Below are 21435 nucleotides of genomic sequence, written 5' to 3'. Positions count from 1 at the left end.
TTAAGCCCTTGCCTCCGGGGAGGCGCAGGCACCAGCGGTCTTGGACAGGGTGGGCATCCCCGCAGGGACACCCGATCGCCGCCGGCCCCAAGGGAACCGGCGGCGAAACTCAGGTCACTCAGGCCGTGGCGGCCAGAGTGGACAGATCGAGCTTCAGGCCCGGGCCCATCGTCGAGGACAGCGAGACCTTCAGCAGGTACTGGCCCTTGGCACCGGTCGGCTTGGCGCGGGTGATGGCATCCACGAAGGCGCGGATGTTCTGCACCAGAGCCTCTTCCGAGAAGCTGGCCTTGCCGACGCCGGCGTGCACGATGCCGGTCTTCTCGGCGCGGAACTCCACGGCGCCGGCCTTGGCGGCCTTGACGGCGCCGGCCACGTCGGGGGTCACGGTGCCCAGCTTCGGGTTCGGCATCAGGCCGCGCGGGCCGAGAACCTTACCGAGCTTGCCGACGACGCCCATCATGTCCGGGGACGCGATGCAGCGGTCGAAGTCGATGTTGCCGGCCAGGATCTTCTCGGCCAGATCGTCGGCGCCGACGATGTCCGCGCCGGCGGCCAGGGCGTCGTCCGCCTTGGTGCCCTTGGCGAACACGGCGACGCGCACGGTCTTGCCGGTGCCGTTCGGCAGGTTCACCACGCCGCGGACCATCTGGTCGGCGTGACGCGGATCGATGCCCAGGTTCATGGCGATTTCGATGGTCTCATCGAACTTCGCCTTGGGCAGGCCCTTGATCAGGGAGACGGCGCCTTCCAGGGAGTAGAGCGCCTCGCGGTCGACCTTCTTGTAGGAATCGGTCAGACGCTTGCCGAGCTTCGCCATGGGATCAGCCCTCCACCACTTCGAGGCCCATCGAGCGGGCGGAACCAGCGATCATGCTCGCGGCCGCCTCGACGTCGTGGGCGTTCAGGTCCTTCATCTTCTTCTCGGCGATGTCACGAATCTGGGTCTTCGTGATCTTGCCGGCGAAAGCGCCCTTGCCGGTGGTCTGCGAGCCCTTGTCGATGCCAGCGGCCTTCTTCAGGAAGTAGCTGACCGGCGGGGTCTTGGTGACAAAGGTGAAGGTACGGTCGCCGTAGGCGGTGATGACCACCGGGATCGGCATGCCGACTTCCAGATCCTGCGTCTTGGCGTTGAACGCCTTGCAGAACTCCATGATGTTCAGGCCGCGCTGACCGAGCGCCGGGCCGATGGGCGGCGACGGATTCGCCTTGCCGGCCGGAACCTGCAGCTTGATGAAGCCGACGATTTTCTTTGCCATGTCACAACCTCCAGATACGACGCCTCGGTACGCTGACGGGCGTCGCGGGGCTTTGCGGTGCGGCTATGGCGGGCCTTCCGCAGCAGAAAGGAGCACGTGACTGTTCATCACGTGCCCCGGGAAAACTGTTGACCTCAGACCTTCTCGACCTGGGTGTATTCCAGCTCGACCGGCGTGGAGCGGCCAAAGATCGACACCGCCACCTTGAGGCGGGCCTTCTCCTCGTCGACTTCCTCGACGGTGCCGTTGAAGGAGGTGAAGGGGCCGTCGCTCACACGAACCTGCTCGCCCACCTCGAAGGTGATCGAGGGCTTGGGGCGCTCAAAGCCTTCCTGCACCTGATGGATGATCCGCTCGGCTTCGCGCTGGCTGATCGGCTGCGGCTTGCCGCCCCCGCCCAAGAAGCCGGTGACCTTCGGCGTGTTCTTCACGAGATGCCAGGACTCGTCCGTCAAATCCATCTTGATGAGGACGTAGCCGGGGAAGAACTTCCGCTCGGTGTTGATCTTCGAACCCCGGCGCACCTCGACCACTTCCTCGGTCGGCACCAGGATTTCTTCGAACTTGTCTTCCAGACCCTTCTGAGCCGCCTTCTCGCGGATGGCCTGGGAAACCTTCTTCTCGAAGCCCGAATAGACGTGAACGACGTACCAGCGCGCGGCCATGGCGATCAGGCTCCCAGCCCAAGGATCATACGGACGGCGAAGGCCAGCACCTGATCCACGACGAGGAAGAACAGCGAAGCCAGCACCACCATGACGAACACCATGGCGGTCGTCACGCCGGTTTCCTTGCGGGTCGGCCAGGTGACCTTGGCCACCTCGCGGCGGACGTCGCGCGCGAATTCTGCGGGGTTCACTTTAGCCATCGTAGACCGTGCGGGCTCCGGTGCGACGTGTAGGGCGCGGTCAGCGACCCGTTCTTGTTCGGTACGGCGTGGCAGGAGTGGAGGGGCTCGAACCCCCAGCCCCCGGTTTTGGAGACCGGTGCTCTACCAATTGAGCTACACTCCTATCGCCGCAGGCTCTACCCCCGGCGGGGAGCGGAGCTTATAGCGCATAGCCGCGTGGCTTGCTAGCCTTTTTATCGGCCGGCACGCCGAAATCGACAGGGATCAATCCCGCCGCCGAACCACGGAGGAACGGCGGCGGGATCGACTCCTCAACTTACTTGATGATCGAGGCGACGACGCCGGCGCCGACGGTCCGACCACCCTCGCGGATGGCGAAGCGCAGACCCTCGTCCATGGCGATCGGAGCGATCAGCTCGACTTCCATGGAGATGTTGTCGCCCGGCATCACCATCTCGGTGCCTTCCGGCAGCTTCACCATGCCCGTCACGTCGGTCGTGCGGAAGTAGAACTGCGGACGGTAGTTGGTGAAGAACGGCGTGTGACGGCCACCCTCTTCCTTCGTCAGGATGTAGGCCTCGGCCTTGAAGGTGGTGTGCGGCGTGATGCTGCCCGGCTTGGCCAGAACCTGGCCGCGCTCGACGTCCTCACGCTTGGTGCCGCGCAGCAGCGCGCCGATGTTGTCGCCGGCCTCACCCGAGTCGAGCGGCTTGCGGAACATCTCGACGCCGGTCACGGTGGTCTTGACCGTCGCCTTCAGGCCGACGATCTCGACTTCCTCGCCGACCTTGACGATGCCGCGCTCGACGCGGCCGGTCACCACGGTGCCGCGGCCCGAGATCGAGAACACGTCCTCGATCGGCATCAGGAACGGACGATCCTTCGGACGCTCCGGCTGCGGGATGTACTGGTCGACCTCGGCCATCAGCTTGAGGATGGCGTCACGGCCGATCTCCGGCGAACGGTCCTCCAGAGCGCACAGCGCCGAGCCCTTGACGATCGGAATGTCGTCGCCCGGGAACTGGTAGGAGGACAGCAGCTCGCGCACCTCCATCTCGACCAGCTCGAGCAGCTCCGGATCGTCGACCATGTCGACCTTGTTCATGAACACCACCAGCGCCGGCACGCCGACCTGGCGGGCCAGCAGGATGTGCTCGCGGGTCTGCGGCATCGGGCCGTCGGCGGCCGACACGACCAGGATCGCGCCGTCCATCTGCGCGGCGCCCGTGATCATGTTCTTCACGTAGTCGGCGTGGCCCGGGCAATCGACGTGGGCGTAGTGGCGGTTGGTCGTCTCGTACTCGACGTGCGCCGTCGAGATCGTGATGCCACGGGCCTTCTCTTCCGGCGCCTTGTCGATCTGGTCGTAGGCGGTGAAGGTCGCGCCGCCGCTCTCGGCCAGCACCTTCGTGATCGCCGCCGTCAGCGACGTCTTGCCGTGGTCGACGTGGCCGATCGTGCCAATGTTGCAGTGCGGCTTGTTCCGCTCAAACTTTGCCTTCGCCATCGCTTTGGTCTTTCGTTCCCGACGTTCCGGACGCACACAATGGCCCGGCCGAGACCGACATTTCCCTTAGCGCGGGGGGATTGGAGCGGGTGAGGGGAATCGAACCCCCGTCGTAAGCTTGGAAGGCTTCTGCTCTACCATTGAGCTACACCCGCCTGCCATGCCCCGCCCGGCGCTATCGACCGGGAAACGCGATCACGGACAAGCCGTGGAATGTAGTGGTGGAAGGGGCTGGATTTGAACCAGCGTACGCTTACGCGGGCAGATTTACAGTCTGCTGCCTTTAACCACTCGGCCACCCTTCCCCAGGCCCGCTGCGGGACATGCCCGCCGCGGAGTTCGGCACTATGAGAATTTTTCAGGCCTTGTCAACACGTCTGAAGCAGTCCAAACCAGAAAACTGTGAATAACCGCGGCAGGCTTAGCCCTGCCCCCTCCAGCCGGACACCATGACCCGTTCGAAAAAGCCATCCGCCCCGCAAGGCCAGCCCCCTGCCCCGGCCAAGAACCACTCCCCGTCCCACCGCGAGTCGCGCGGCGACCGCTCCTCCCCCGGGCGCGGCGCGCAGGGCGTCCTGCTTTACGGCCTGCACCCGGTGTCGGCAGCGTGGCTGAACCCGGAGCGGCGCATCCACCGGCTGATCGCGACGGAGGCGGGCCGCGCCGCACTGGAGCCGGTGCTGGCCCAGGCCAGGGCCCGCGGGCTGCAGCGGCCCGGCCTGATGCCGGCCGACCGCAACGACCTCGACCGCATGCTGCCGGCGGGCGCCGTGCACCAGGGCGTGGCGCTGGACGTCGCGCCCCTGGAGGAGATCGGGATCGAGGACCTCTGCGCGGAGGCCGATTCGGACCCGTCGGCGCTCATCGTCGTCCTCGACCAGGTGACCGACCCCCACAATGTCGGCGCCATCCTGCGCTCCGCCTCGGCCTTCGGCGCCAAGGCGGTGGTGGTGACGGAGCGCAACGCACCGGAAACCACCGGGGTCCTCGCCAAGAGCGCCTCGGGAGCGCTGGAGTCGGTGCCCTTGGTCCGCGTCACCAATCTGGCCCGGGCGCTGGCCGATCTCCAGCAAGCTGGCTTCTGGACCGTCGGCCTTGCCGAGTCGGGGCAGAGCACGCTCGCCCAATGCAACCTGACGGGCCGCACCGCGCTGGTGTTGGGAGCCGAGGGTGCCGGGCTGCGCCGCTTGACCATGGAGCGCTGCGACATCATCGCCCGCCTGCCGACACAAGGCCCGGTGGGCAGTCTGAACGTGTCCAACGCCGCCGCCGTCGCCCTCTACGAGGTCGCCCGGCTGCGCTGACGCGTCGCCGAACGCGCCGCACAGGTGAGGCTTGCCGCGCACCGCGCGGGACGCTAGTGTAAGCGCCCGCCGCGGTCTGGCCGGGCGGCACGCCGGTTTAGCTCAGTTGGTAGAGCAGCGGTTTTGTAAACCGAAGGTCGCGGGTTCGAGCCCTGCAACCGGCACCAACGAATTCAATGGGTTAGAGGCCGCCTCCGGGCGGCCTCGCTCGTTTCAGCAATCGTATAGCAATCACTGAGCAATCCCGCCCTCAACCACCCCGAACGGACGCTCCCCGTTGCGCTGGGCGTGGTCGAACCGAAGGCGGGCAATGGCCGCGAGGTTGCGCTCGTGCTCCGCGGTGAGTTCCGCCGTTTCCCGCCGCGCCCGATCCTGCAGGCGGGCGAAGAGATGGGCGTCATGCTGGCGCGGCTCCTCCGGGGCCGGTCCGGGCGGAAGCTGGTCGAGGATGGACGGCGCCGGTCCGCTGGCCCGCCCCGCCCGGATTGCCTCAATCGCCTGGAGGCCGGCGACCAGTTCGTCGCGCCGCTTCTGATAGCCGTCGTCCATGGCCTCTTCCCTCATTCGCTCTGTTCAACCGGTTCGGCGTCGATGATCGTTCCGCCGACCGTGCTGTCACCCAGCCGCTGGCCGGGGCCGTCGGCGTTGGTGCGCAGGTCGATCATCCAGCCGACGTTCACGTTGGTCTGGACCGTGGTGCCTTGCTGGGGAGGCCGATAGCCGTTCAGGCCCAGCGCCAGTTCGGTCGCGCGGAAGGCAACGTTCTCGCTGTTCGCGTCGATGAGCTGGTCGAGCTTGCCGGCGGCCCGCGCCAGCGTCTTGCCCTTGAGCTGCTGTTCGACCCGGAGCCGGATCTCCTCCAGCACCTCGGGCCGCTTGAGCGCGCGGGAGACGGACTCACGGGCACAGCCGGCGATGGCCGCCGCCTCTTCGTGGGTCTTGGCACGGCCAGCGATCAGCGCGTCGATCGCGGCGCGGACCTTCTTGGTCAATCCCTTCTTCTTGGCCGGCGGGATGGCGCCCTTCGTCGGCGCCGGGACGGGGTGGTTAGACTTCTGCAATTTTGGGGACCTTTCGGGTGTAGGCGGCCAGTTCGATCATGTTGGCGACGCGCTCGACCTCCGTGGCATCCTGTTCATCCAACAGCGTCTGGACCGCCCCAGGAGCGGAAACGTCGAAGCCGTTCGGGATGACGAGAACCCGGTACCCGCGACCGACCAGGGCGGTGAATGCGAGGTCGAGCATGTCGTGTCCGGCCATACGCCCGGAGGGGGTTGCGGGGTTCAGCACCTTGCCGGCATAGCCGTCGTTCCAACCCGCCGCGTCGTCGAGTTGCCAGTGCGCCCAGCCGCGCTGCTTCAGGTGTCGCCGCAACTCGCGGCAAATCGCGTGATAGGCCCAAGGGATTTTCCCCCAGGCCCGTTGGTAAACGAACTGCCGTTGAGGTTGATTGTCGCTCACGTCCGCCTCCGTGCAATGACGGGACCAACCTCACACGCTGTGCGTTGGCTGGCCAACGCACGCACCCTCACCATTCGGCAAGTTTCACCAGCACAGGCCGAACCCATGACGACCGAGACCGAGCCGAAGGAATCCGCCCGCATTCAGGCGGCGATTGCCAAGGCGGAGACCGAGCGCGCCGAACTGACCGAAGCGCTGGACATCCTGGAGGACGAACAGCGCAAGGCCGCCACGCTGGCCACCGTCGGTCTGCTGAGCGAGAGCAAGGCCGCCCGCCTTCGGGAAATCCCCGGCGAGATCGCCACCGCCAAGGCGCGCCGCGACCAGCTCGCCACCGGTATCGAGGGCGCGCGCGAACTGCTGGCCGCAGCGCTGGCGGAGGAGGCTGCGGCCCAGGCCAAGGCGGATTGGGACGAGGCCGAAGCGCTGCTGACGCAGGCGCTCGACGTGGCGAAGGCGGCCCAGGCGGCTCTGGAGGAAGCCGGGGCCAAATACTCGGAGCTGACCGATCTGATCGACCGGGCTGTGACGCTGGGCCGTCAGCATGTCCACGCGCATCTCCGGTACGGAATGGCCAGCTTGGGTGAGAACCTGGAGCTGGCGAAGTTGTTCCCGCTCGTGCTGAGCAATGCGGGCGGCCCGAATAACGAGATTTTTCCGACTTACGTCAGCGTCGTCCGCCCGCGCTCTGCCCCGACGATCGAAGCGAAGGTCGCTGAATGCACGCGGCGACTCGCCGAGATGCGCGCCGAGACTCGCACCCGTACCGAAGCCGACCGCCGGCGCGTGGAATGACCGTCGTCCCCGAACAGGTGGCGGCGTCGCTGCGCGAGAAGCACGGCGCCGCCGCCGACGAGATGATCGGGGAGGCTGCGGGGCTGATCGAGCGGGCGGCCCGGCGCTGGCCGGCGGTTCACGCCTTCCTCGACGCCTCCGGGTTGCGCAACAGCCCCCGCCTGATCGAACAACTCGCCGCGCGGGCTGCGCGCCGTCGCGCCGCTGAACACACCGGAGCATAACCATGGCCGGCACTGGACTTCCCACCGGCGGCAACCGCCCGCCCGTCCTCCTCGATCCGTCGCCGCTGGTACAAGCCGATCCCAATGCCGGCGCGGCCTGGGCGGCGTTGAGGAACTTCTCCGGGGCCGTCGGGAACCATGCGGAAGAATTGCTCGCCGCCGCCGATGCGAAGCAGGTCGCAACGCTGGAGCTTGACGCCCGGCGGACCGCGCTGGAGCTGAAGGCCCAGCATCCCGACGACCCGACGGCCTTCAATGCGGGCTGGCAGGGCTACGCCGATGGCACTCTCAAGGAGGTGCCGCTGCGGTATGCCGACCGCGCCCGGATCGCGCTTGGGAAGGCGCATCTCAGCGTCTTCGACTCCATCACGGGCGCCGCGGCGGAGAAAGACAAGCGGCTGGCCGTGAATGCGCTGGGCGCGGTTCTGGATGACGCGCAGCTCGAAATGCTGAACCGGGCCGGCGCGGGCGACCAGCAAGGAGTGGTTGAAGCCCTGGACGATCAGCAGCGGCACCTCAACGCGGGCGCGGCGGCGGGTTTCTGGTCTCCCGAATATGTCGCCCTGGAGATGAAGAAGCGCTCCGCGGCGGCCCAGGGCGAAAGCGTTCTCGCCCACCTGACGACGACGTTCTGGAAATCCGGGGCGGATGTCGCGCGCCGCGAAGTCGAGGCCCTGGGCCTGACCGACGACAGCGCGTTCGCCGTCCTGGCTGCGGCTGTGAAACGGCAGGAGAGCGGCGGGCGCCAGTTCAAGGCGGACGGTGTGACGCCCCTGACCAGCAGCAAGGGCGTCGTCGGCGTCATGCAGGTGATGCCCGGCACCGGGCCGGAAGCTGCGCAGGCGGCGGGCCTGCCGTGGGACGAGCAGAAGTTCCGCACCGATCCGGCCTACAACGAGGCTTTGGGCAACGCCTACCTGCGGAAGATGCTCGACCGCTACGACGGGAACCGCACGCTCGCCCTGGCCGCCTACAACGCCGGGCCGGGCACGGTGGACGGGTGGCTGAAGGACATCGGAGACCCGCGCGCCGGCAAGATGACCGACGCCGAATGGGCGGCGGCGATTCCCTTCAAGGAAACCCGCGAGTATGTCGCCGCGGTCGGCACCACCGCCTCCCTCCTGAGCGGCAAACCCTCGGCCCGCTTCGTCATGTCGCCAAGCCAGCACGAACAACTGAAGGCGCGGGCGCTGGGCAAGATCGGAGAGCTGGAGAACCAGGCGTCGGGTGTGATCCTCAAATGGGCGGACGGCCTCGATCCGCTGTCCGCCTGTGGCATGCTGACCACCGGGCAGGCCGGAACGGAGGCGAGCGCAGCTTACCGGGCGCTGTCCGTCGAAGGACAGGTGAAGGTCCGGAAGGAGCTGCTGTCGCTGGCGAGCGCCACCTCCGCATTGGTCGACCGGCAGGAGCGGCATGATCAGGCCCGTCGCGAGAAGGCGACCAATCAGGCCCTGTACGACCTCGCCAGCCTCGACACCGCGGCGCCGGACTTCCTCGCCAAGCGTGACCAGTTGGTAGGCCGCGTGCGGGCGCTGGGCACCGTCAACCCGGAAGCCTTCAGCCGCCTGATGGAACAGGGCCGCAACGCCGGCACCGACAATCCGGAGCTGCTGTTCAGCCTCGAAGACCAGATCGAACGCGGCGTGATCACCAGCGCCGACCGGCTGATCGGGTTCATGGGGCGCGGCCTGACCTTCGACACGGGCCGGCGACTCATGGACAAGATCGGGAAGCAGGAGGACGAGCGCTACAAGACCGGGCTGGCCCGCATCCGCGCCGCTTCGGGCTTGGTGGAGGGCGGGTTGTTCAACCCCAGCAGCGGGGAGGCCAAGGCCGCCAGCCGCATGCGCATCGCCTTCGACGACGCGATCGACGCGGCCCGGAAGTCCGGTGAGCCGTTCGACCCAGTTGAGATCGCAAAGCGGGTGATCGACGGCGATCAGACGCAGCAGCACCAGCGCAACAGCAGCCCGCTTGCACTCCAGTACAAGGCGCAACTGAAGGAGGCCGCCGACAAGGTGCGCGCGGCTGGTCTCCGGGACGCGCAAGGCAACCTCATCACCCTCGACTTCGACGGCCTCGACGACATCGAGGCCGCCCGCCGGCTGTCCGATCCGAAGTCGGGCCTCTTCGGCATGTTCAAGCGCGGCCTCTTCAACGAGCGTGAGCTGTCGCAGCTCCGCGCCGCCATCCAGCAGGTTCACGGGGACTGACCATGAGCACCATCGACGACGCCTTTCTCGACGCCCGCATCGGTGCCCGCGTTCGCCTGGAACCGGCCCCGCCCCCGGTGACCAAGCCCGACACGTCCGGTGGCTTCGACAGCTTCGAGGACATTCCCGACAAGCAGAACCCAGGCCACATCCTGCGGTACGGCAACGGGCCGGGCTTCACGACGCTGGTCTATCGCGGCCCGGCGGAGAACGCCCCGCCCCTGGCCCAGACCGGCGACAAGACTCCAGCGCCGGGTGGCGGAGGACAGGCGCCACAGGGTGTCGACACTGCCGACACCCCCGCTCCAGCCCCTTCCTTCCTCGACCAGTTGGGCGGCACGGCACGGCGCATGGGTGAAGACCTGGGCCTTGCCCTGTCCGGGCAGCGCGCGCCGGCTGATGCTGCGGAGGGCCAGAAGGTCGCGCCGCCGGATGCCGTGGCCTTGTGGGACGAATCGGGGGTCAACCCGAACGAGTTGCTGTTCGCGATCCAGCGCGATCCGGCGGACGGCAAGCTGAAGCCCTTCGTGCGCCCCCAGCCCCTCGACCAGCGGGACGGTGCCCAGGTGGCGGAGGACGCGCTCGCGGACGCCGGGCGCGTGGTCGGCGCGGCCTTCATGGACCCGCTGAAGGGCGCGGCAACCGGCGCCGCGGCGGCAGCCCGGCTGGTCACGGGGGTGGAGGACGCAGGGGCCACCCTCAGCAGCGGCCCGGCGGGCGCCATGCTGCGCCGGATGGGCACCACCGCGCGCCGGGTGGACGAGCCGATCCTCGACGGCGGGAGGCTATCCGGGAAGGTGGGCGATTACGTCGCCGTGCGCGAGGCCACCGAAGCGGAAACGCTGGCGTTCCAGCACAGCACCGGCAGCACCGCCGGCAAGCCCCCGGCCCTGACCTTCAACCTGGACCGCATCGTCGGTCCCGACGACGTGAAGGCGGCAATCGACCGGACCGGGCAACTGTTCGCCACCCCGCAGAAGGTGACCTTCACCGAAATCCAGCAACAGGCCCAAGCCGCGGGCATCGATGAAAAGTTCATCGCCCGCGTGCTGAACCGCAGCGAGGGCGGCGAGTTGCTGAATGGCAAGGACATGCTGAACGCCCTGCGCGCGTTGACGGCCAGCAGTGGGGAACTCGACCGGCTGGCGAAGGCCGTGGTGCTGCCCACGGCCACCGACCTCGACAAGCTGAAGTTCCGCCAGCAACTGGCCTTCCACGGCGCCCTGGCGAAGTCCGTGAAGGGCATCCAGAGCGACGTGGCGCGCACGCTGGCGGTGTTCCGCATCCCGCGCGACGCGGGCGACGTGGCCGCCGGGGAGGCGGTGCGCCGGGTGCTGGACGAATACGGCGGTGAGGCGTCAGTGCGCGATCTGGCGACGAAGTACCTCAGCCTGTCCACCCAGGGCGCCCGGAACAAGCTGGCCGAGGCCGGCATGCTGGCAAAGCTGTCGGACGCCTTCCTGGCGCAGTTCATCAACGGGTTGCTCTCCAGCCCCAAGACGCACCTCGTCAACGTCGCCAGCAACGGCGTCTTCGGCGGCATGCAGATCCTGGAGCGCCAACTCGCTGCGGTGATCGGAGCGGGCCGCACCCATCTGCCCGGCGCCGACCCGGAGCGGGCCGCCATGGGAGAGGCGTTGGCAATGACCACGGGTGCCCTGCGCGGCTTCCTCGACGGCTGGTCCATCGCCCGCCGGGCGTGGCGGGAGAACATGCCCATCCAGGACATCGCGTCCCGCGTCGAAATTGCCCGTGGCGACCGGCTGAACCCGATCAGCGCGGAGGCGTTCAACCTGACCGGTCCTGTCGGGCAGGCGGTGAACCTCTATGGGAAGTTCGTCACGCTCCCGAGTCGGGCCATGCTCACGGAGGATGAGTTCTTCAAGGCCGTGGGCTATCGGATGGAACTGCACGCCCAGGCGTACCGGCAGGGCGGCGCGATGTTCGACGATCTGATCGAACGGGGCGCCGACCCGGCCACAGCCCGCCGACAGGTCGCGGACTTCGCGGCGACCTTCATCGAGAACCCGCCGCCGTCGGTGAAGGCGGACGCCGCGTCCTTCGCCCGCACCATGACCTTCCAGCGCGATCTGGAGTCGCCGTTGCTGGCCGCCGTTCAGCAGACGCTGGCGATGTCCCCGGCCACGAAGGTCATCTTCCCGTTCTTCCGCACGCCGATGAACATCATGCTTGAGGTGATCCAGCGCTCTCCCCTGGCGCCGCTGTCCGCCCAGGCCCGAGAGGACTTCATGGCCGGCGGCGCGCGGCGAGATCTGGCGATTGCCAAGTTCACCCTGGGCAGCCTCGCCATGGCGGCGGCCTCCAGCTACGCCCTGGATGGCCGGATCACCGGCAGCGGTCCGAGCCGGCCCGAACTGCGGCAGGCGCTGGAACGGCAGGGCTGGCAGCCCTACAGCTTCGTGTTCAACGCCGGGGAGCTGACGCCCGAGTCCATCACCCAGCTTTCCAAGGTCGGCGCGGTGAAAGTCACGCCCGAGAAGGTCTATGTCTCCTATGAGCGGTTCGACCCACTGTCGCCGCTTCTCGCCATGGCCGCCGACATCACCGGGCACGCCCTCACCGCGGAGGATGGCACCGGGGTGGACGGGCTGGCAGCCGGCGCCGCTCTGGCCTTCTACAGCTACATGGGCGACCAGCCGTTCTTCACCGGCTTCGCCAAGATCGCCCGCGTCTTCCAGAGCATGTACGACGAACCGGAGGAGCGGTTCGGCGCGCTGATGCAGGGCCTGACGGACACCTACGGCGGTGTGATCCTCGACGGCATGCTGCCCTACAGCTCCCTGCGCGGCACCATCGAGCGGTACGTCAATCCCGACGCCTCCAACACGATGGTAGAGGACTTCGACCCGCAACTCTCGCCCGCGGTGCGGGGCTGGTACCAAGCACTCCAGCGGTTCAAGGCCCGCACGCCTGGCCTGTCCGACGATCTGGAGCCGTCCCTCGACCTGTTCGGGCGGGTGCGTGACCAGGGCGACGGCCAACCGTGGGAGATGGTGCTCCCGCTGAAGATCAGCCGGGGCAAGCCGGCGGCAGCGGATCAGGTGCTGATCGACGCGGGCATGCCGCTGAAGATGCCGCCGCGGAAGATGGACGGCGTGGCCCTGTCGGCGGGCCAGTACAACCGATTCGTCCGGCTTATGAACACCCTGCCGGTGATCGACGGGCGCAACTTCCCGGATTACGTGGCGTGGCTGGGCGACCAGCCGGAATACCAGGATCTGCCCCAGGGCGAAGGCGGCGCGGAGTTCGGCTTCTCCGGGAAGCAGGGCGTGCTGGCGAAGGTCTTCACCACCTACAAGCAGGCCGCCAAGCAGGTGCTGCTACAGGAGGAGCCGGATCTCAAGGCCACGATCCAGGCGAAGGAGCGCGATCGGGCGCTCCATGGGCGGTGATCCAATAGTGCACATCTAGTCATCCCGACAGCCGCCCTCCGGGGCGGCCGTCGTCACTTTGAAGCTGAATTAGGTACTCTCTTCGCTATAAACCTTCCGCTCCTCATTGCTCGTTGATGGGTGTTGACGCGCAATGGTGGTACCGTTAAGGATTTGCTCACCGAAGGTGCTGAACCTAATCGTCCGCCTTGCCTCAACCAGCAGAGAGTTCGGATGACGCCCAGCGTAAACGAGCGGACAGTGTTGCTCTTCAATCTTATTGCCGGCGCTGTTCCGGCTGAAGGGCCGCGGGTACCTTTTGCCGAGATCGCAGCTGTTTTGAAGCGCGTGCAGGCTGCGGGGCAAGCCATCGAGATCCGCGACGCCAATGAAGTGGCTCGAGAAGACGAGGCGGAATTTCTAGCCGAAACTCAGGCGCCGCAGGTCGCGGCCGCTGCGCCTGCACCAGGCGCCGATGTCGCAGTGATGGAGCGACCGGTAAATGCTCCCGCGGGGCGCAGCAACGCTTTGATTTTGCAGGATATCGATATTCATCCTGATGGTACCGTGGCGTTGTTTTTTCAAGCCGGCGATGCGCAGGGCACGAATCCGGCGTTTCTAAACCCAACCACCCGCGGTATCCGTGTTGCACGTCCACGCGCTGGTGAGTCGAATGGATACTCCGCCCATTTGATCATCGGTCCGCCTCGGCAGGATGGCGTCTACCGAGCAGCACTTGAGCGTATGCCGAGCCTCGGCCGCAACGCAATCATCTCATTTCTCAATCGGCTTATCCGCAAAGGGGTGGAAACTGACGATAACCCCGCACGATGGCTCTTTGTGGACCCTGGGAGGCGCCAACGCTCATTCCGCCCGAAGCTCTCGTCAACGCTCCAGATGTCCCGCCAGCTCGGCCATGACCTTCAAGACAATGCGCTCACCATGGTGGAACTCATTGGCGATGACGTCATCGACGAGTTCGACGAATTTGATCAGGTGGAACCAATTCGGCGCCGAATCGAATTGAAGGTTGTCAGCGACCGATACGGCGAAAATGCGGTAAACCTACTCAACGGGATCCTCGGCCGTGCGAGGAACTTGCGCTACTCTCGCATGGACATCAAACTGCGACGGACAGCATCTGGGCAGGTGTCTTCAGCGCGATTGAGCACTGAAATGATGAATGCAGCTGAAGCTGTTTACGCCCGAAACGAAATTATAACTGATTTTAATGAGGAGCTTGAGCAGTGCTGGGAGTCGATACATCGACCGACGGTCGCCAAGATCAAGCGACTCGTCCAGAACGCCGACCTATGGCACTGAGGCCCAGGCACGTTCATTCGTCTATCAAGCGACTGTTCGTGCCCATGCGCTATCTCCGGATCACGCATCCAGAGAAAACTGTCTATGACGTCATTTTGCCCTTATGCGCTGTAGCTATAAGCTTGGGCGCCTATAACCTGCTGCCCATAAAGCCGGCCTTACTGGGTGATAATGGCATACTAAAGGACATTAAAGATGTCCTAGCTCTTCTTATTGCTTTTTTCGTTGCAGCCCTTGCCGCTGTCGCCACCTTTTCTAGGCCTGGGCTAGACGAGGTAATGAAAGGTTCGCATCCTCCATCCATCCTGGTGTATCAGCATTCCCAAAAGTGGCTGCAACCACTGACACGCCGCGAATTCCTCTGCTATTTATTCGGCTATCTATCGTCTCTAAGTCTTTTGCTTTTTATGGTCATTGTTGCGGCAAAAATATTTGCGCCATCACTTCATCAGTGGATCAGTGAAGATACCTACGCTGCCCTTAAATATGTCTTTATAGCCTTTTTCTCTGGAGCGTGCGGACACCTTTTTATCTCTACGTTGCTGGCTCTCTACTATTTGACAGATCGCATTAATCGAGATTGACTAAGGCCCTGAAAGAATAAAGCCTCATCATGAGATGGGGATTATCAGATTTATTGCTGTCCCGATATTAGCGCAGCCTTTTGGAGTTCTTCATACATAGCACGAGCTTCCTGAAGCACCTTGAGTGTTGGAACATTTTCATACTGACCGCGATTCCCGTTGATATCTTTGCTGATCCTGAGGGCGGTCCTCAAGTAAGCATCTCCTGCTTTCCCAGCGGCTGAGTTGATTTCCCTTTGTTCCTGCGGATTAAGAGCCATCGCTCTCATTCTCCTGTTCTGCACTAAAAGTTGGGCTGCTCACCGGAATGAAGTCTCACCCCCCACCCGGAGTTTTTTGGTTGCCCCACGGTGGGAAGGGCAACTCTCGTTATTAGTGAGGGTCAATCTGCGCTTCCTATCATTTAACGACGAAGCCGCAGGCTCAAAGCTATTTGCAGAACGGAGCTCCACGCAACCTCCTGTACGAGTTAATTGCGTGGATCAAAATCTCCGCCCGGCAGAGGTTTCGAACTGCACTTTTAATCACTTATCGCTCTCAGCAATTTCCTCTGGCTTTTTGCTTACGGTTTTCTTCAAATTATCTGGCATCTCCTTACTGACGCGGAAGAAATATATTATTATTGCCAAACCAAGGGCCGCTGATGAAAATCCAAAAGACATAATGATTACCTTCATTATCCCGTCGACAGCAAACGGAAGACTTGACTGCGCAGCCCCGCTCATTTCAATAAACTTCTCGTTCAGATAGTTCTCAAATCTACCTCTAGCACTTCCATCACTGTCAAAAATCCCCATTACTCCCAATATTATGAAAATCATAGCGAAAAGCACTACAAACAGGCTGTCCTTTTTTCTGTCAGCCTTTGCAAGCTCGCTGACTTTCTTGATATCACACGACTGCATTACTGTACCTTTTAATTGAGGAGCATCCCCCTCTCCTTCGTAAAATATCTCAATTGCAGATCCGTCACGAGGATCAAGAAACGGGAAAATTACCATTTGGGAATCAGGACCTGTTACAAAGAACTCAATATTTACTACCGGTCTCGTGGACGTTATGGTTGCGACAAACAAAAAGCGCTGGTTCTCACTCAGCTCTATTCTCAGGTTATCGCCAGTTTTAAGATGCTCCTTTAATATTGTCTTGTCTCCTGAATTCCACAGAACAAGAACTGCACGAGTTAGGCAGGTAACTTTTCTACCGCCAAAAGTGACCTCTGCACCTTCAGGAATTTTGTTGAGTTTGTGGCCAATAATCGGCGTTGTCTCAACGTAGTATGTAATAGACGATCTATTCTTAGACATCTTTGAAAAAATGTACCCAGAAATCAAGCCAACAGCTATGCTAATTGCTGTATGCAGCCAAGGGTTGGTCCAGAAATCCATGCAAATCTCCCACTCAATAGGGCCAACGAATACTCACAACGACTTCAATGTCGAGCACCCGGAAAACGACAAGTTATTCGGCTAGTGGATAAAGAGCGTTGCTTTCGAACCTATGCGGCTCCGGCAATCCGTTCTTCCTTTCGGACCAGTGGATTACCCAGCCTTGGCCGGTTCGCGCGTCAACCTGCAACGCCGTAGCGTCAGTTGGCCCGCGCACCACAATAAAACGCCCCACTGGCTGCCAATGGCTCACGACCGTGGCGCCCAAAACAGCGCCGATCAGGAACGCCGCCGCAATGGCCGGGAGCCGGTTCATTCCTGCCCATTTGCCCAGCGCTTCAGCGCATCGGCGCTCCATCGAATGCCCGGCAAGCTGCTGTTCAAGAACTCGAAGCCTTCACGCTCCAGCGCAGTCTGAATTCGGCGGAGGGTCTCACCACGGCTGTCCGCCCCGTTCTCAAAACGGCTGATCGTGATTGGAGACAACGGGCCAGCGCCGTCCGTTCGAACCGCCTCGGCCAAATCCTTCGCGGTCCATCCACGCACCGCCCGCGCCGCCCTGACTTGCTCCCTGGTAAGCATACGTCGCCTGTCCGTGATCCGCCCGGACGGTACCACCCGAATGCGCGGCGTCACAAGACCGCCCCTAAACGTTATGAGTAGACGCGAATACGCTATATGGAATAACGTTAACGCTTCGCGACCGAGCCACAGGAGGCACCAGATGGGCCAGACCTGATCGAATCGACGTGCCTAAAACGAGACGGGCCGGCGGGTGCTCGCAACACCCAACCGGCCCTTGGATTACCGCCCAGCTAAAAGGGAGCTGTCGGCAAATGCCTTCTCATGCCCAGAGTGTACCGACGCAATCGCGGAACGCAAGAGCCGTTCGCCGCGTCGGCAAGAAAGCAACCCCGTCCCTCCGCACCATTGAGCGCAGCCGGGCGCCGTCCCTCGCCCTGGCCGAAGCCCTCGGCGCCGTGTCCGCCTTCGCGGCTGCCCCGGCCTACCGACGCCGCGCCATCGAGCGCACCGTCGAGGCATTGCTCACCATCCTCGACCACATGGACGGCGATCCGGACCTGGAGCCGCAGGACGAGGGCGCCGACGAGTTCGAGGATCTGCGCGAGCTGTGGGCCTCGACGCGCGCTGAAGGCCCCGGCGACCCCGACGACGCGGAGGACAGCGGCGACCTGGAATGGTCCACCGTGCCCGCTACCGGTGGAGTGCTGGGGCTGCCCTTCGACCTGAAAGCCGAGGACGCGGAACTGTTCGACCGGGCACGTATCCGTCGGCGCCTGCGGACGGAGGTGCTGTGATGGGCGAGCTGATCGAGGAATGGAAGTCGCGGACACCGAACAGGATCCCGCTTGTCCCGCTGCTGGCCGCCCCCAGGGAAGATGCCGGCCTTCGAGCGAGTCGGTACGGCAGGGACATTATCCCAGCCTTCTCCCGCGGCCTGGGTGCGCGTGCAGAGTGCAAGTTCGCTCTGGCCTATGAGGGACGCAACGCCGCTTGGCGGTTGCTCACCGACATGGCGCCGGGCGACGCGCTGATCTACCACATGGGCGACCTCACCACCGACCGCTATCGGGACCTCTTCCTGCATGGGTTTGCGGACGTACTGCAACGCGCGGCGGAAGATGGCGCGGTTCGCCTGACGCAGTACCGGCAGGGGGACAAGGGCGAAGAGGTGACGGCTTATCGGGTGGAAAAGCTGGGCACCGTCGACCGGGAGGAGGCTGCCGACTCGTAGACGATTCAGTTGTCCACCGACCAGTAGAAGCCCCGGCCCAGCGCCGGGGTTTCGTTCGGCGGTTGACGGCGACTCAGTCGAATGCGGTATTTTGATCGCGGCGGGATAGGTTGGCCGACCGACAAGCCGGGTATCCGCCCCGGCTTCCCGCCGCTTCCTCTGCGGACCAGCGCCACGCGGAAGGTGCGATGATTTCCCAGGAAAAAAGTCTATTAATCGGCGAGGCGCGCCAGATAATGCTGGAGCGAGGACTGCCCATTGAGGTGGCTGACCTCAATATTCTATCCATAGTGAAAAAAACAGTCGCCTGCCGCATCAACTTTCCTGGCGGTATCATTGTTATGCTGTCGAGCCGGAAAGGGGTCATTCCGTTCCTATGCTATGAGAGACAAGCTGTCCTGCTGAGAATATTTTACGGAGGCGTCATAAGAGACGAGTGGTATTGCGTTCCAATTTCTCGCGATGATGTTGATGCAGTCACCCCGCCCCCAAGGCCGCCGTCTGCAAACGGAAATATGAGAATGCTGGCCGACGGCACCACCGGCCAACCACTCCCTGCGTCTGCAGGCTATGGCCATGGCTTCCAGGCGAAGGCCACCATCCAGGATCGAGTAGAGAAATGGTTTGCGGAAAATGCCACGCGCTACTGCTTAGTTGAGCGCAGCGAGAAGACGAGAATGTACGGCGATGCCGCACGTGATCTGAGCATCAAGGACGGTACAGCAAAGACCTATCTCTCCCAACTGGTAAAAGGTAAAAGCTAGCCACTAAACGTAATTACAATTTACCATTTTTATTACCTTTTGGACCGCGGCACCGTCGCTGACGTAGACACACAGCGACAGGTGCTGACATGCCGAAGCAAGAACCCTCCCAGAAAGAACTGACGCAGAACGCGCTCACCCTCAGAAAGCGCTTTCTGCGATCCAAGGAGGCGTCCGCCTACACTGGCTATGCCGAGTCTTCTCTGAGGACTTACCGCGTGAAGGGCGGCGGCCCGAAGTTCATCAAGCATGGTCGCATCGTCATTTACGACGTGGCAGACCTCGACGCCTGGATCGGCAGCGAGCGGCGCGGCAGCACCAGCGAGACGGGGGCCGCCCGATGAACGCCCCCTTCCTACCCGAAACCGGGATCATCGAGAACGTAGCCGAATCGGTGGTCGCCCTCGACGTGATCCGCGACCTCACTCTCGAAGCCTTTTCGCATCTCCGATCCGGCAATCCGCAAGGTGCGGAAGGATACCTTGGGGACGCCCTCTATCACGTCGACGAAGCCCGCAAGCTGCTGACGCTGGAGAAGCCGGCTACCTCCGGGCAGATGCCGGAACCGGCCTGAAGTCGCCGCCCGCACGCCGTGCGTTGGGTGCCAGCGCCGGACAGTGCCAGACATTTCCCGTCACCAAGAGGCAGGAAAACGCCATGTCGTCGCCAATCATGACACCAACCGACCGACGCGGGATTTCCATTCGCGAGTTTTGCCAGCGCTACGGCATTTCCGAGCGGACCTTTTTCCGACTCGATGACCGGGGCGAGGCGCCAAAGACCATTCGCATCGGTCGGCGCCGGCTGATCCTGGAGGAAACTGCCCAGGCGTGGCTGCGTGCGAGGGAGGCCTGATCCATGCAGACCAACCTCCCCGCCAACGACGACGAGCGGCTGCTCCAAGTCGCACGATGGGCGCGGCGCCGCGGGAACAACGCGGTTGCACAGGTGCTGACCGCTGCCCTCCAGGGCGGCGACCTTGCTGACCTGGAACGCCTGATGAACCCGCCCGCCCCCGTCGGCAAACTGTCCACCGACCTGCCCGGCGGCGTTGCGGTCTTCGGGCTGCCCAGGCTGACGGTGAAGGGCGGTGTCATCCGCCTGGCAGTGGAGCCGCCCCCGGCCCCGCGGCCCCGGTTGATCTACGACCGAGGGACAGATTGATGCGGTCGGCTGATGCCTCTGCCGATTGGCCTCATTCATCGAGACGGAAGAAGTCATAGAATGGGCAAGATTCGGCACGTCAATTTCCACCCGGACGAATGGCTCGTCGGCGCTTCTGTGCTCAAGGCAGATGAACGCGGCTGCTACATCACGGTATGCGCCCTGATCTACAGCTACGGCGGACCGATCCGGGACGACGCGCGCGATCTTGCCAAGCAGTGCAACGTCACCCAGGAGAAGTGGGTGCGCATCCGCGGGACCCTACTCGCCAAGGGGAAGTTGCGTTTGGTCGACGGCCTGTTGACCAATGGCCGCTGCGAAATCGAGCTGGAAAAGGCTCTGAACCGCACCACAACGGCGCGGAAAATCGGGGCAACTGGTGGGCAAAACTCCGCAATTTCCCGTCAAAAGCGTGGGCGTGTTTCTAATGATAACAGCAGCTTAATTGAAGCGGACGCTTCCGGCGACCGGAAGCTAACCACAAACCATAAACCACAAACCAAGAGTCTCCCCCAATCCCCCGATGGGGGATCGAACGTCGAGGCCGAATTCGATCGCTGGTATCGAGCCTACCCGAAGAGGGTCGCAAAGGGACAGGCGGAGAAGGCGTACCGGACCGCCAGGAAGGCGGTCGATGCCGACACGCTGTTGCGTGCAGTTGAAGCCTATGCCAGAGCGGTTACCGGGAAGGACGCCAAGTACACGCCGAACCCGGCCACATGGCTCAACGGACAGCGCTGGCTTGATGACGGCCTTCTGCACAGTGGCCAGAGGTCCGGCAACCGGCAGGCATCCACGCTGAACGAGATCCCGCTGTTCTTCGAGGGACCGACAGAGGTCCAGCGATCGAACCAAGCCGATCCGAAGACAAATCCAGCGTGGCGGAACTTCTGAGGCATTCGCACGCCGAACCCACACAGAACCGTGACGTTCAGAGGGGGAAATCGTCACAGGGGTGATTGGGCAGGAGGAGAGCAAGGCCGCGGAGGTGCTGGAGGTGGAGATGACGGATGGGTCACGGGGATGGTCCACACCGCTCAAGCGAGGCCGGAAAATCTCCGCCGGCCCGGCTGTACGCCACCGCTGGCTGGCCGCACGTACAGCCGTCCCGACATGAGCACCTGATCCTCAATCAGAGGGTCGCGCCGATTACGTAAGCAATATCAGAGGTTTGTCGGGGCACCCATGCAGACAGCAATCGGGCAGCAATCACCCGGCGCCCAGGCTACGGAAGGCAGGCGCCCGCGCTGGGGCTGGAGGGGGGGGTACCCTTCGCCCGCGCCCGCCGGACCCCCACCCCCGGAAAAACGGCCTCGACCGCTAGCGGAGGGCCATCCCCTCTCAATTTTGCCCCGAAAACGTCGCCTGGGATTGCCGGCTCACATCGGGCCACCAACCCGCGCCAGACGCCCCGCAGATGAGGCGTGGCGCGCTCGAACGGGGTAGGC

26 protein-coding genes and 4 tRNA genes are annotated in these 21435 nt (G+C 63.8%); 17 read left to right on the top strand and 13 right to left on the bottom strand.

Translation table 11 applies throughout. The annotated features are described in order from the left end of the window. Nucleotides 1-118: 118 nt before the first annotated feature. The 8 genes from rplA to DS837_RS01855 form a co-directional block, all read right to left on the bottom strand. On the bottom strand, nt 119-820 hold the full coding sequence (gene rplA / locus DS837_RS01890; RefSeq protein ID WP_035675066.1) for a 50S ribosomal protein L1: 702 nt from the start codon (nt 818-820) through the stop codon (nt 119-121). 4 nt (nt 821-824) lie between these two features. Continuing rightward, nucleotides 825-1259, bottom strand: coding sequence for a 50S ribosomal protein L11 (gene rplK, locus DS837_RS01885; protein ID WP_014241051.1), 435 nt, complete (start codon nt 1257-1259; stop codon nt 825-827). A 134-nt stretch (nt 1260-1393) separates the two neighbouring features. Continuing rightward, nucleotides 1394-1924: a transcription termination/antitermination protein NusG gene (gene nusG, locus DS837_RS01880; protein ID WP_014241052.1), complete on the bottom strand. Its 531-nt coding sequence runs from the start codon at nt 1922-1924 to the stop codon at nt 1394-1396. A 5-nt stretch (nt 1925-1929) separates the two neighbouring features. Continuing rightward, complete coding sequence (gene secE / locus DS837_RS01875; RefSeq protein ID WP_035675069.1) at nt 1930-2127, bottom strand: preprotein translocase subunit SecE; 198 nt, start codon at nt 2125-2127, stop codon at nt 1930-1932. A gap of 69 nt (nt 2128-2196) precedes the next feature. Continuing rightward, nucleotides 2197-2272, bottom strand: a tRNA-Trp gene (locus DS837_RS01870). 153 nt (nt 2273-2425) lie between these two features. Then, entirely contained in the window at nt 2426-3616 is a 1191-nt protein-coding gene (gene tuf, locus DS837_RS01865) for an elongation factor Tu (RefSeq protein ID WP_149163190.1), read from the bottom strand. Between the two features lie 81 nt (nt 3617-3697). Continuing rightward, nucleotides 3698-3771, bottom strand: a tRNA-Gly gene (locus DS837_RS01860). Nucleotides 3772-3835: 64 nt separating this feature from the next. Further along, nucleotides 3836-3921 (bottom strand) — tRNA-Tyr (locus tag DS837_RS01855). Between the two features lie 144 nt (nt 3922-4065). Between DS837_RS01855 and rlmB the strand changes: the two genes are divergently transcribed. Further along, nucleotides 4066-4920, top strand: coding sequence for a 23S rRNA (guanosine(2251)-2'-O)-methyltransferase RlmB (gene rlmB, locus DS837_RS01850; RefSeq protein ID WP_149163189.1), 855 nt, complete (start codon nt 4066-4068; stop codon nt 4918-4920). Nucleotides 4921-5011: 91 nt separating this feature from the next. Next, nucleotides 5012-5087 (top strand) — tRNA-Thr (locus DS837_RS01845). 64 nt (nt 5088-5151) lie between these two features. Here DS837_RS01845 and DS837_RS01840 read toward each other — a convergent pair. The 3 genes from DS837_RS01840 to DS837_RS01830 are packed head-to-tail and all read right to left on the bottom strand — an operon-like array spanning nt 5152 to nt 6381. Next, on the bottom strand, nt 5152-5469 hold the full coding sequence (locus DS837_RS01840; RefSeq protein ID WP_149163188.1) for a hypothetical protein: 318 nt from the start codon (nt 5467-5469) through the stop codon (nt 5152-5154). A gap of 11 nt (nt 5470-5480) precedes the next feature. Then, nucleotides 5481-5981 carry a helix-turn-helix domain-containing protein gene (locus DS837_RS01835; protein WP_149163187.1) on the bottom strand — a complete coding sequence of 167 codons (501 nt, stop codon included), beginning with the start codon at nt 5979-5981 and terminating at the stop codon, nt 5481-5483. Continuing rightward, a complete protein-coding gene (locus tag DS837_RS01830; protein WP_149163186.1) occupies nt 5968-6381 on the bottom strand; it encodes a hypothetical protein in 414 nt (137 codons plus the stop codon). The genes DS837_RS01835 and DS837_RS01830 overlap by 14 nt, the downstream gene beginning before the upstream one ends. A gap of 105 nt (nt 6382-6486) precedes the next feature. Here DS837_RS01830 and DS837_RS01825 point away from each other — a divergent pair, with 105 nt between their 5' ends. From DS837_RS01825 to DS837_RS01800, 6 genes are all read left to right on the top strand, one after another. After that, a complete protein-coding gene (locus DS837_RS01825) occupies nt 6487-7176 on the top strand; it encodes a hypothetical protein (RefSeq protein WP_149163185.1) in 690 nt (229 codons plus the stop codon). Then, entirely contained in the window at nt 7173-7400 is a 228-nt protein-coding gene (locus DS837_RS01820; protein ID WP_149163184.1) for a hypothetical protein, read from the top strand. Before DS837_RS01825 ends, DS837_RS01820 begins: the two co-directional genes overlap by 4 nt. Nucleotides 7401-7402: 2 nt before the next feature. After that, nucleotides 7403-9616, top strand: coding sequence for a lytic transglycosylase domain-containing protein (locus DS837_RS33010; protein ID WP_211102044.1), 2214 nt, complete (start codon nt 7403-7405; stop codon nt 9614-9616). Nucleotides 9617-9618: 2 nt separating this feature from the next. Then, nucleotides 9619-13029, top strand: coding sequence for a hypothetical protein (locus DS837_RS01810; RefSeq protein ID WP_149163183.1), 3411 nt, complete (start codon nt 9619-9621; stop codon nt 13027-13029). Between the two features lie 213 nt (nt 13030-13242). Beyond that, entirely contained in the window at nt 13243-14331 is a 1089-nt protein-coding gene (locus DS837_RS01805) for a hypothetical protein (RefSeq protein WP_149163182.1), read from the top strand. Between the two features lie 38 nt (nt 14332-14369). After that, nucleotides 14370-14915, top strand: a complete 546-nt coding sequence (locus DS837_RS01800; RefSeq protein ID WP_149163181.1) for a hypothetical protein — start codon at nt 14370-14372, stop codon at nt 14913-14915. A 50-nt stretch (nt 14916-14965) separates the two neighbouring features. Here the strand turns inward: DS837_RS01800 and DS837_RS01795 are convergent, their stop codons facing one another. Continuing rightward, on the bottom strand, nt 14966-15175 hold the full coding sequence (locus tag DS837_RS01795) for a hypothetical protein (protein WP_149163180.1): 210 nt from the start codon (nt 15173-15175) through the stop codon (nt 14966-14968). A gap of 264 nt (nt 15176-15439) precedes the next feature. Beyond that, the gene (locus DS837_RS01790) at nt 15440-16303 is read right to left on the bottom strand and encodes a hypothetical protein (protein WP_149163179.1); all 864 of its coding nucleotides are present in this window, start codon (nt 16301-16303) and stop codon (nt 15440-15442) included. Between the two features lie 163 nt (nt 16304-16466). Here DS837_RS01790 and DS837_RS31935 point away from each other — a divergent pair, with 163 nt between their 5' ends. The 9 genes from DS837_RS31935 to DS837_RS01745 all read left to right on the top strand — a co-directional run bounded on the left by DS837_RS31935 (nt 16467) and on the right by DS837_RS01745 (nt 20881). After that, complete coding sequence (locus DS837_RS31935) at nt 16467-16721, top strand: hypothetical protein (protein WP_170295705.1); 255 nt, start codon at nt 16467-16469, stop codon at nt 16719-16721. A gap of 418 nt (nt 16722-17139) precedes the next feature. Further along, entirely contained in the window at nt 17140-17622 is a 483-nt protein-coding gene (locus tag DS837_RS32330; RefSeq protein ID WP_211102042.1) for a hypothetical protein, read from the top strand. Beyond that, nucleotides 17622-18059, top strand: a complete 438-nt coding sequence (locus DS837_RS01775; RefSeq protein WP_149163177.1) for a hypothetical protein — start codon at nt 17622-17624, stop codon at nt 18057-18059. The genes DS837_RS32330 and DS837_RS01775 overlap by 1 nt, the downstream gene beginning before the upstream one ends. Nucleotides 18060-18247: 188 nt before the next feature. Then, entirely contained in the window at nt 18248-18823 is a 576-nt protein-coding gene (locus tag DS837_RS01770; RefSeq protein WP_149163176.1) for a hypothetical protein, read from the top strand. Nucleotides 18824-18912: 89 nt separating this feature from the next. Next, a complete protein-coding gene (locus DS837_RS01765) occupies nt 18913-19167 on the top strand; it encodes a helix-turn-helix transcriptional regulator (protein WP_247889723.1) in 255 nt (84 codons plus the stop codon). After that, on the top strand, nt 19164-19397 hold the full coding sequence (locus tag DS837_RS01760; protein WP_149163175.1) for a hypothetical protein: 234 nt from the start codon (nt 19164-19166) through the stop codon (nt 19395-19397). The genes DS837_RS01765 and DS837_RS01760 overlap by 4 nt, the downstream gene beginning before the upstream one ends. A gap of 83 nt (nt 19398-19480) precedes the next feature. Continuing rightward, entirely contained in the window at nt 19481-19678 is a 198-nt protein-coding gene (locus tag DS837_RS01755) for a helix-turn-helix transcriptional regulator (RefSeq protein ID WP_149163174.1), read from the top strand. Nucleotides 19679-19681: 3 nt separating this feature from the next. Beyond that, the gene (locus DS837_RS01750) at nt 19682-19987 is read left to right on the top strand and encodes a hypothetical protein (RefSeq protein ID WP_149163173.1); all 306 of its coding nucleotides are present in this window, start codon (nt 19682-19684) and stop codon (nt 19985-19987) included. A gap of 60 nt (nt 19988-20047) precedes the next feature. Further along, a complete protein-coding gene (locus DS837_RS01745; RefSeq protein WP_149163172.1) occupies nt 20048-20881 on the top strand; it encodes a YdaU family protein in 834 nt (277 codons plus the stop codon). Nucleotides 20882-21435 lie beyond the last annotated feature (554 nt).

This window comes from Azospirillum brasilense (assembly GCF_008365405.1).
In the GTDB taxonomy this organism is placed as follows: domain Bacteria; phylum Pseudomonadota; class Alphaproteobacteria; order Azospirillales; family Azospirillaceae; genus Azospirillum; species Azospirillum brasilense_D.
The sequence above is the reverse complement of the archived record's forward strand: the minus strand, read 5'-3'. Positions and strand labels throughout refer to the sequence as shown.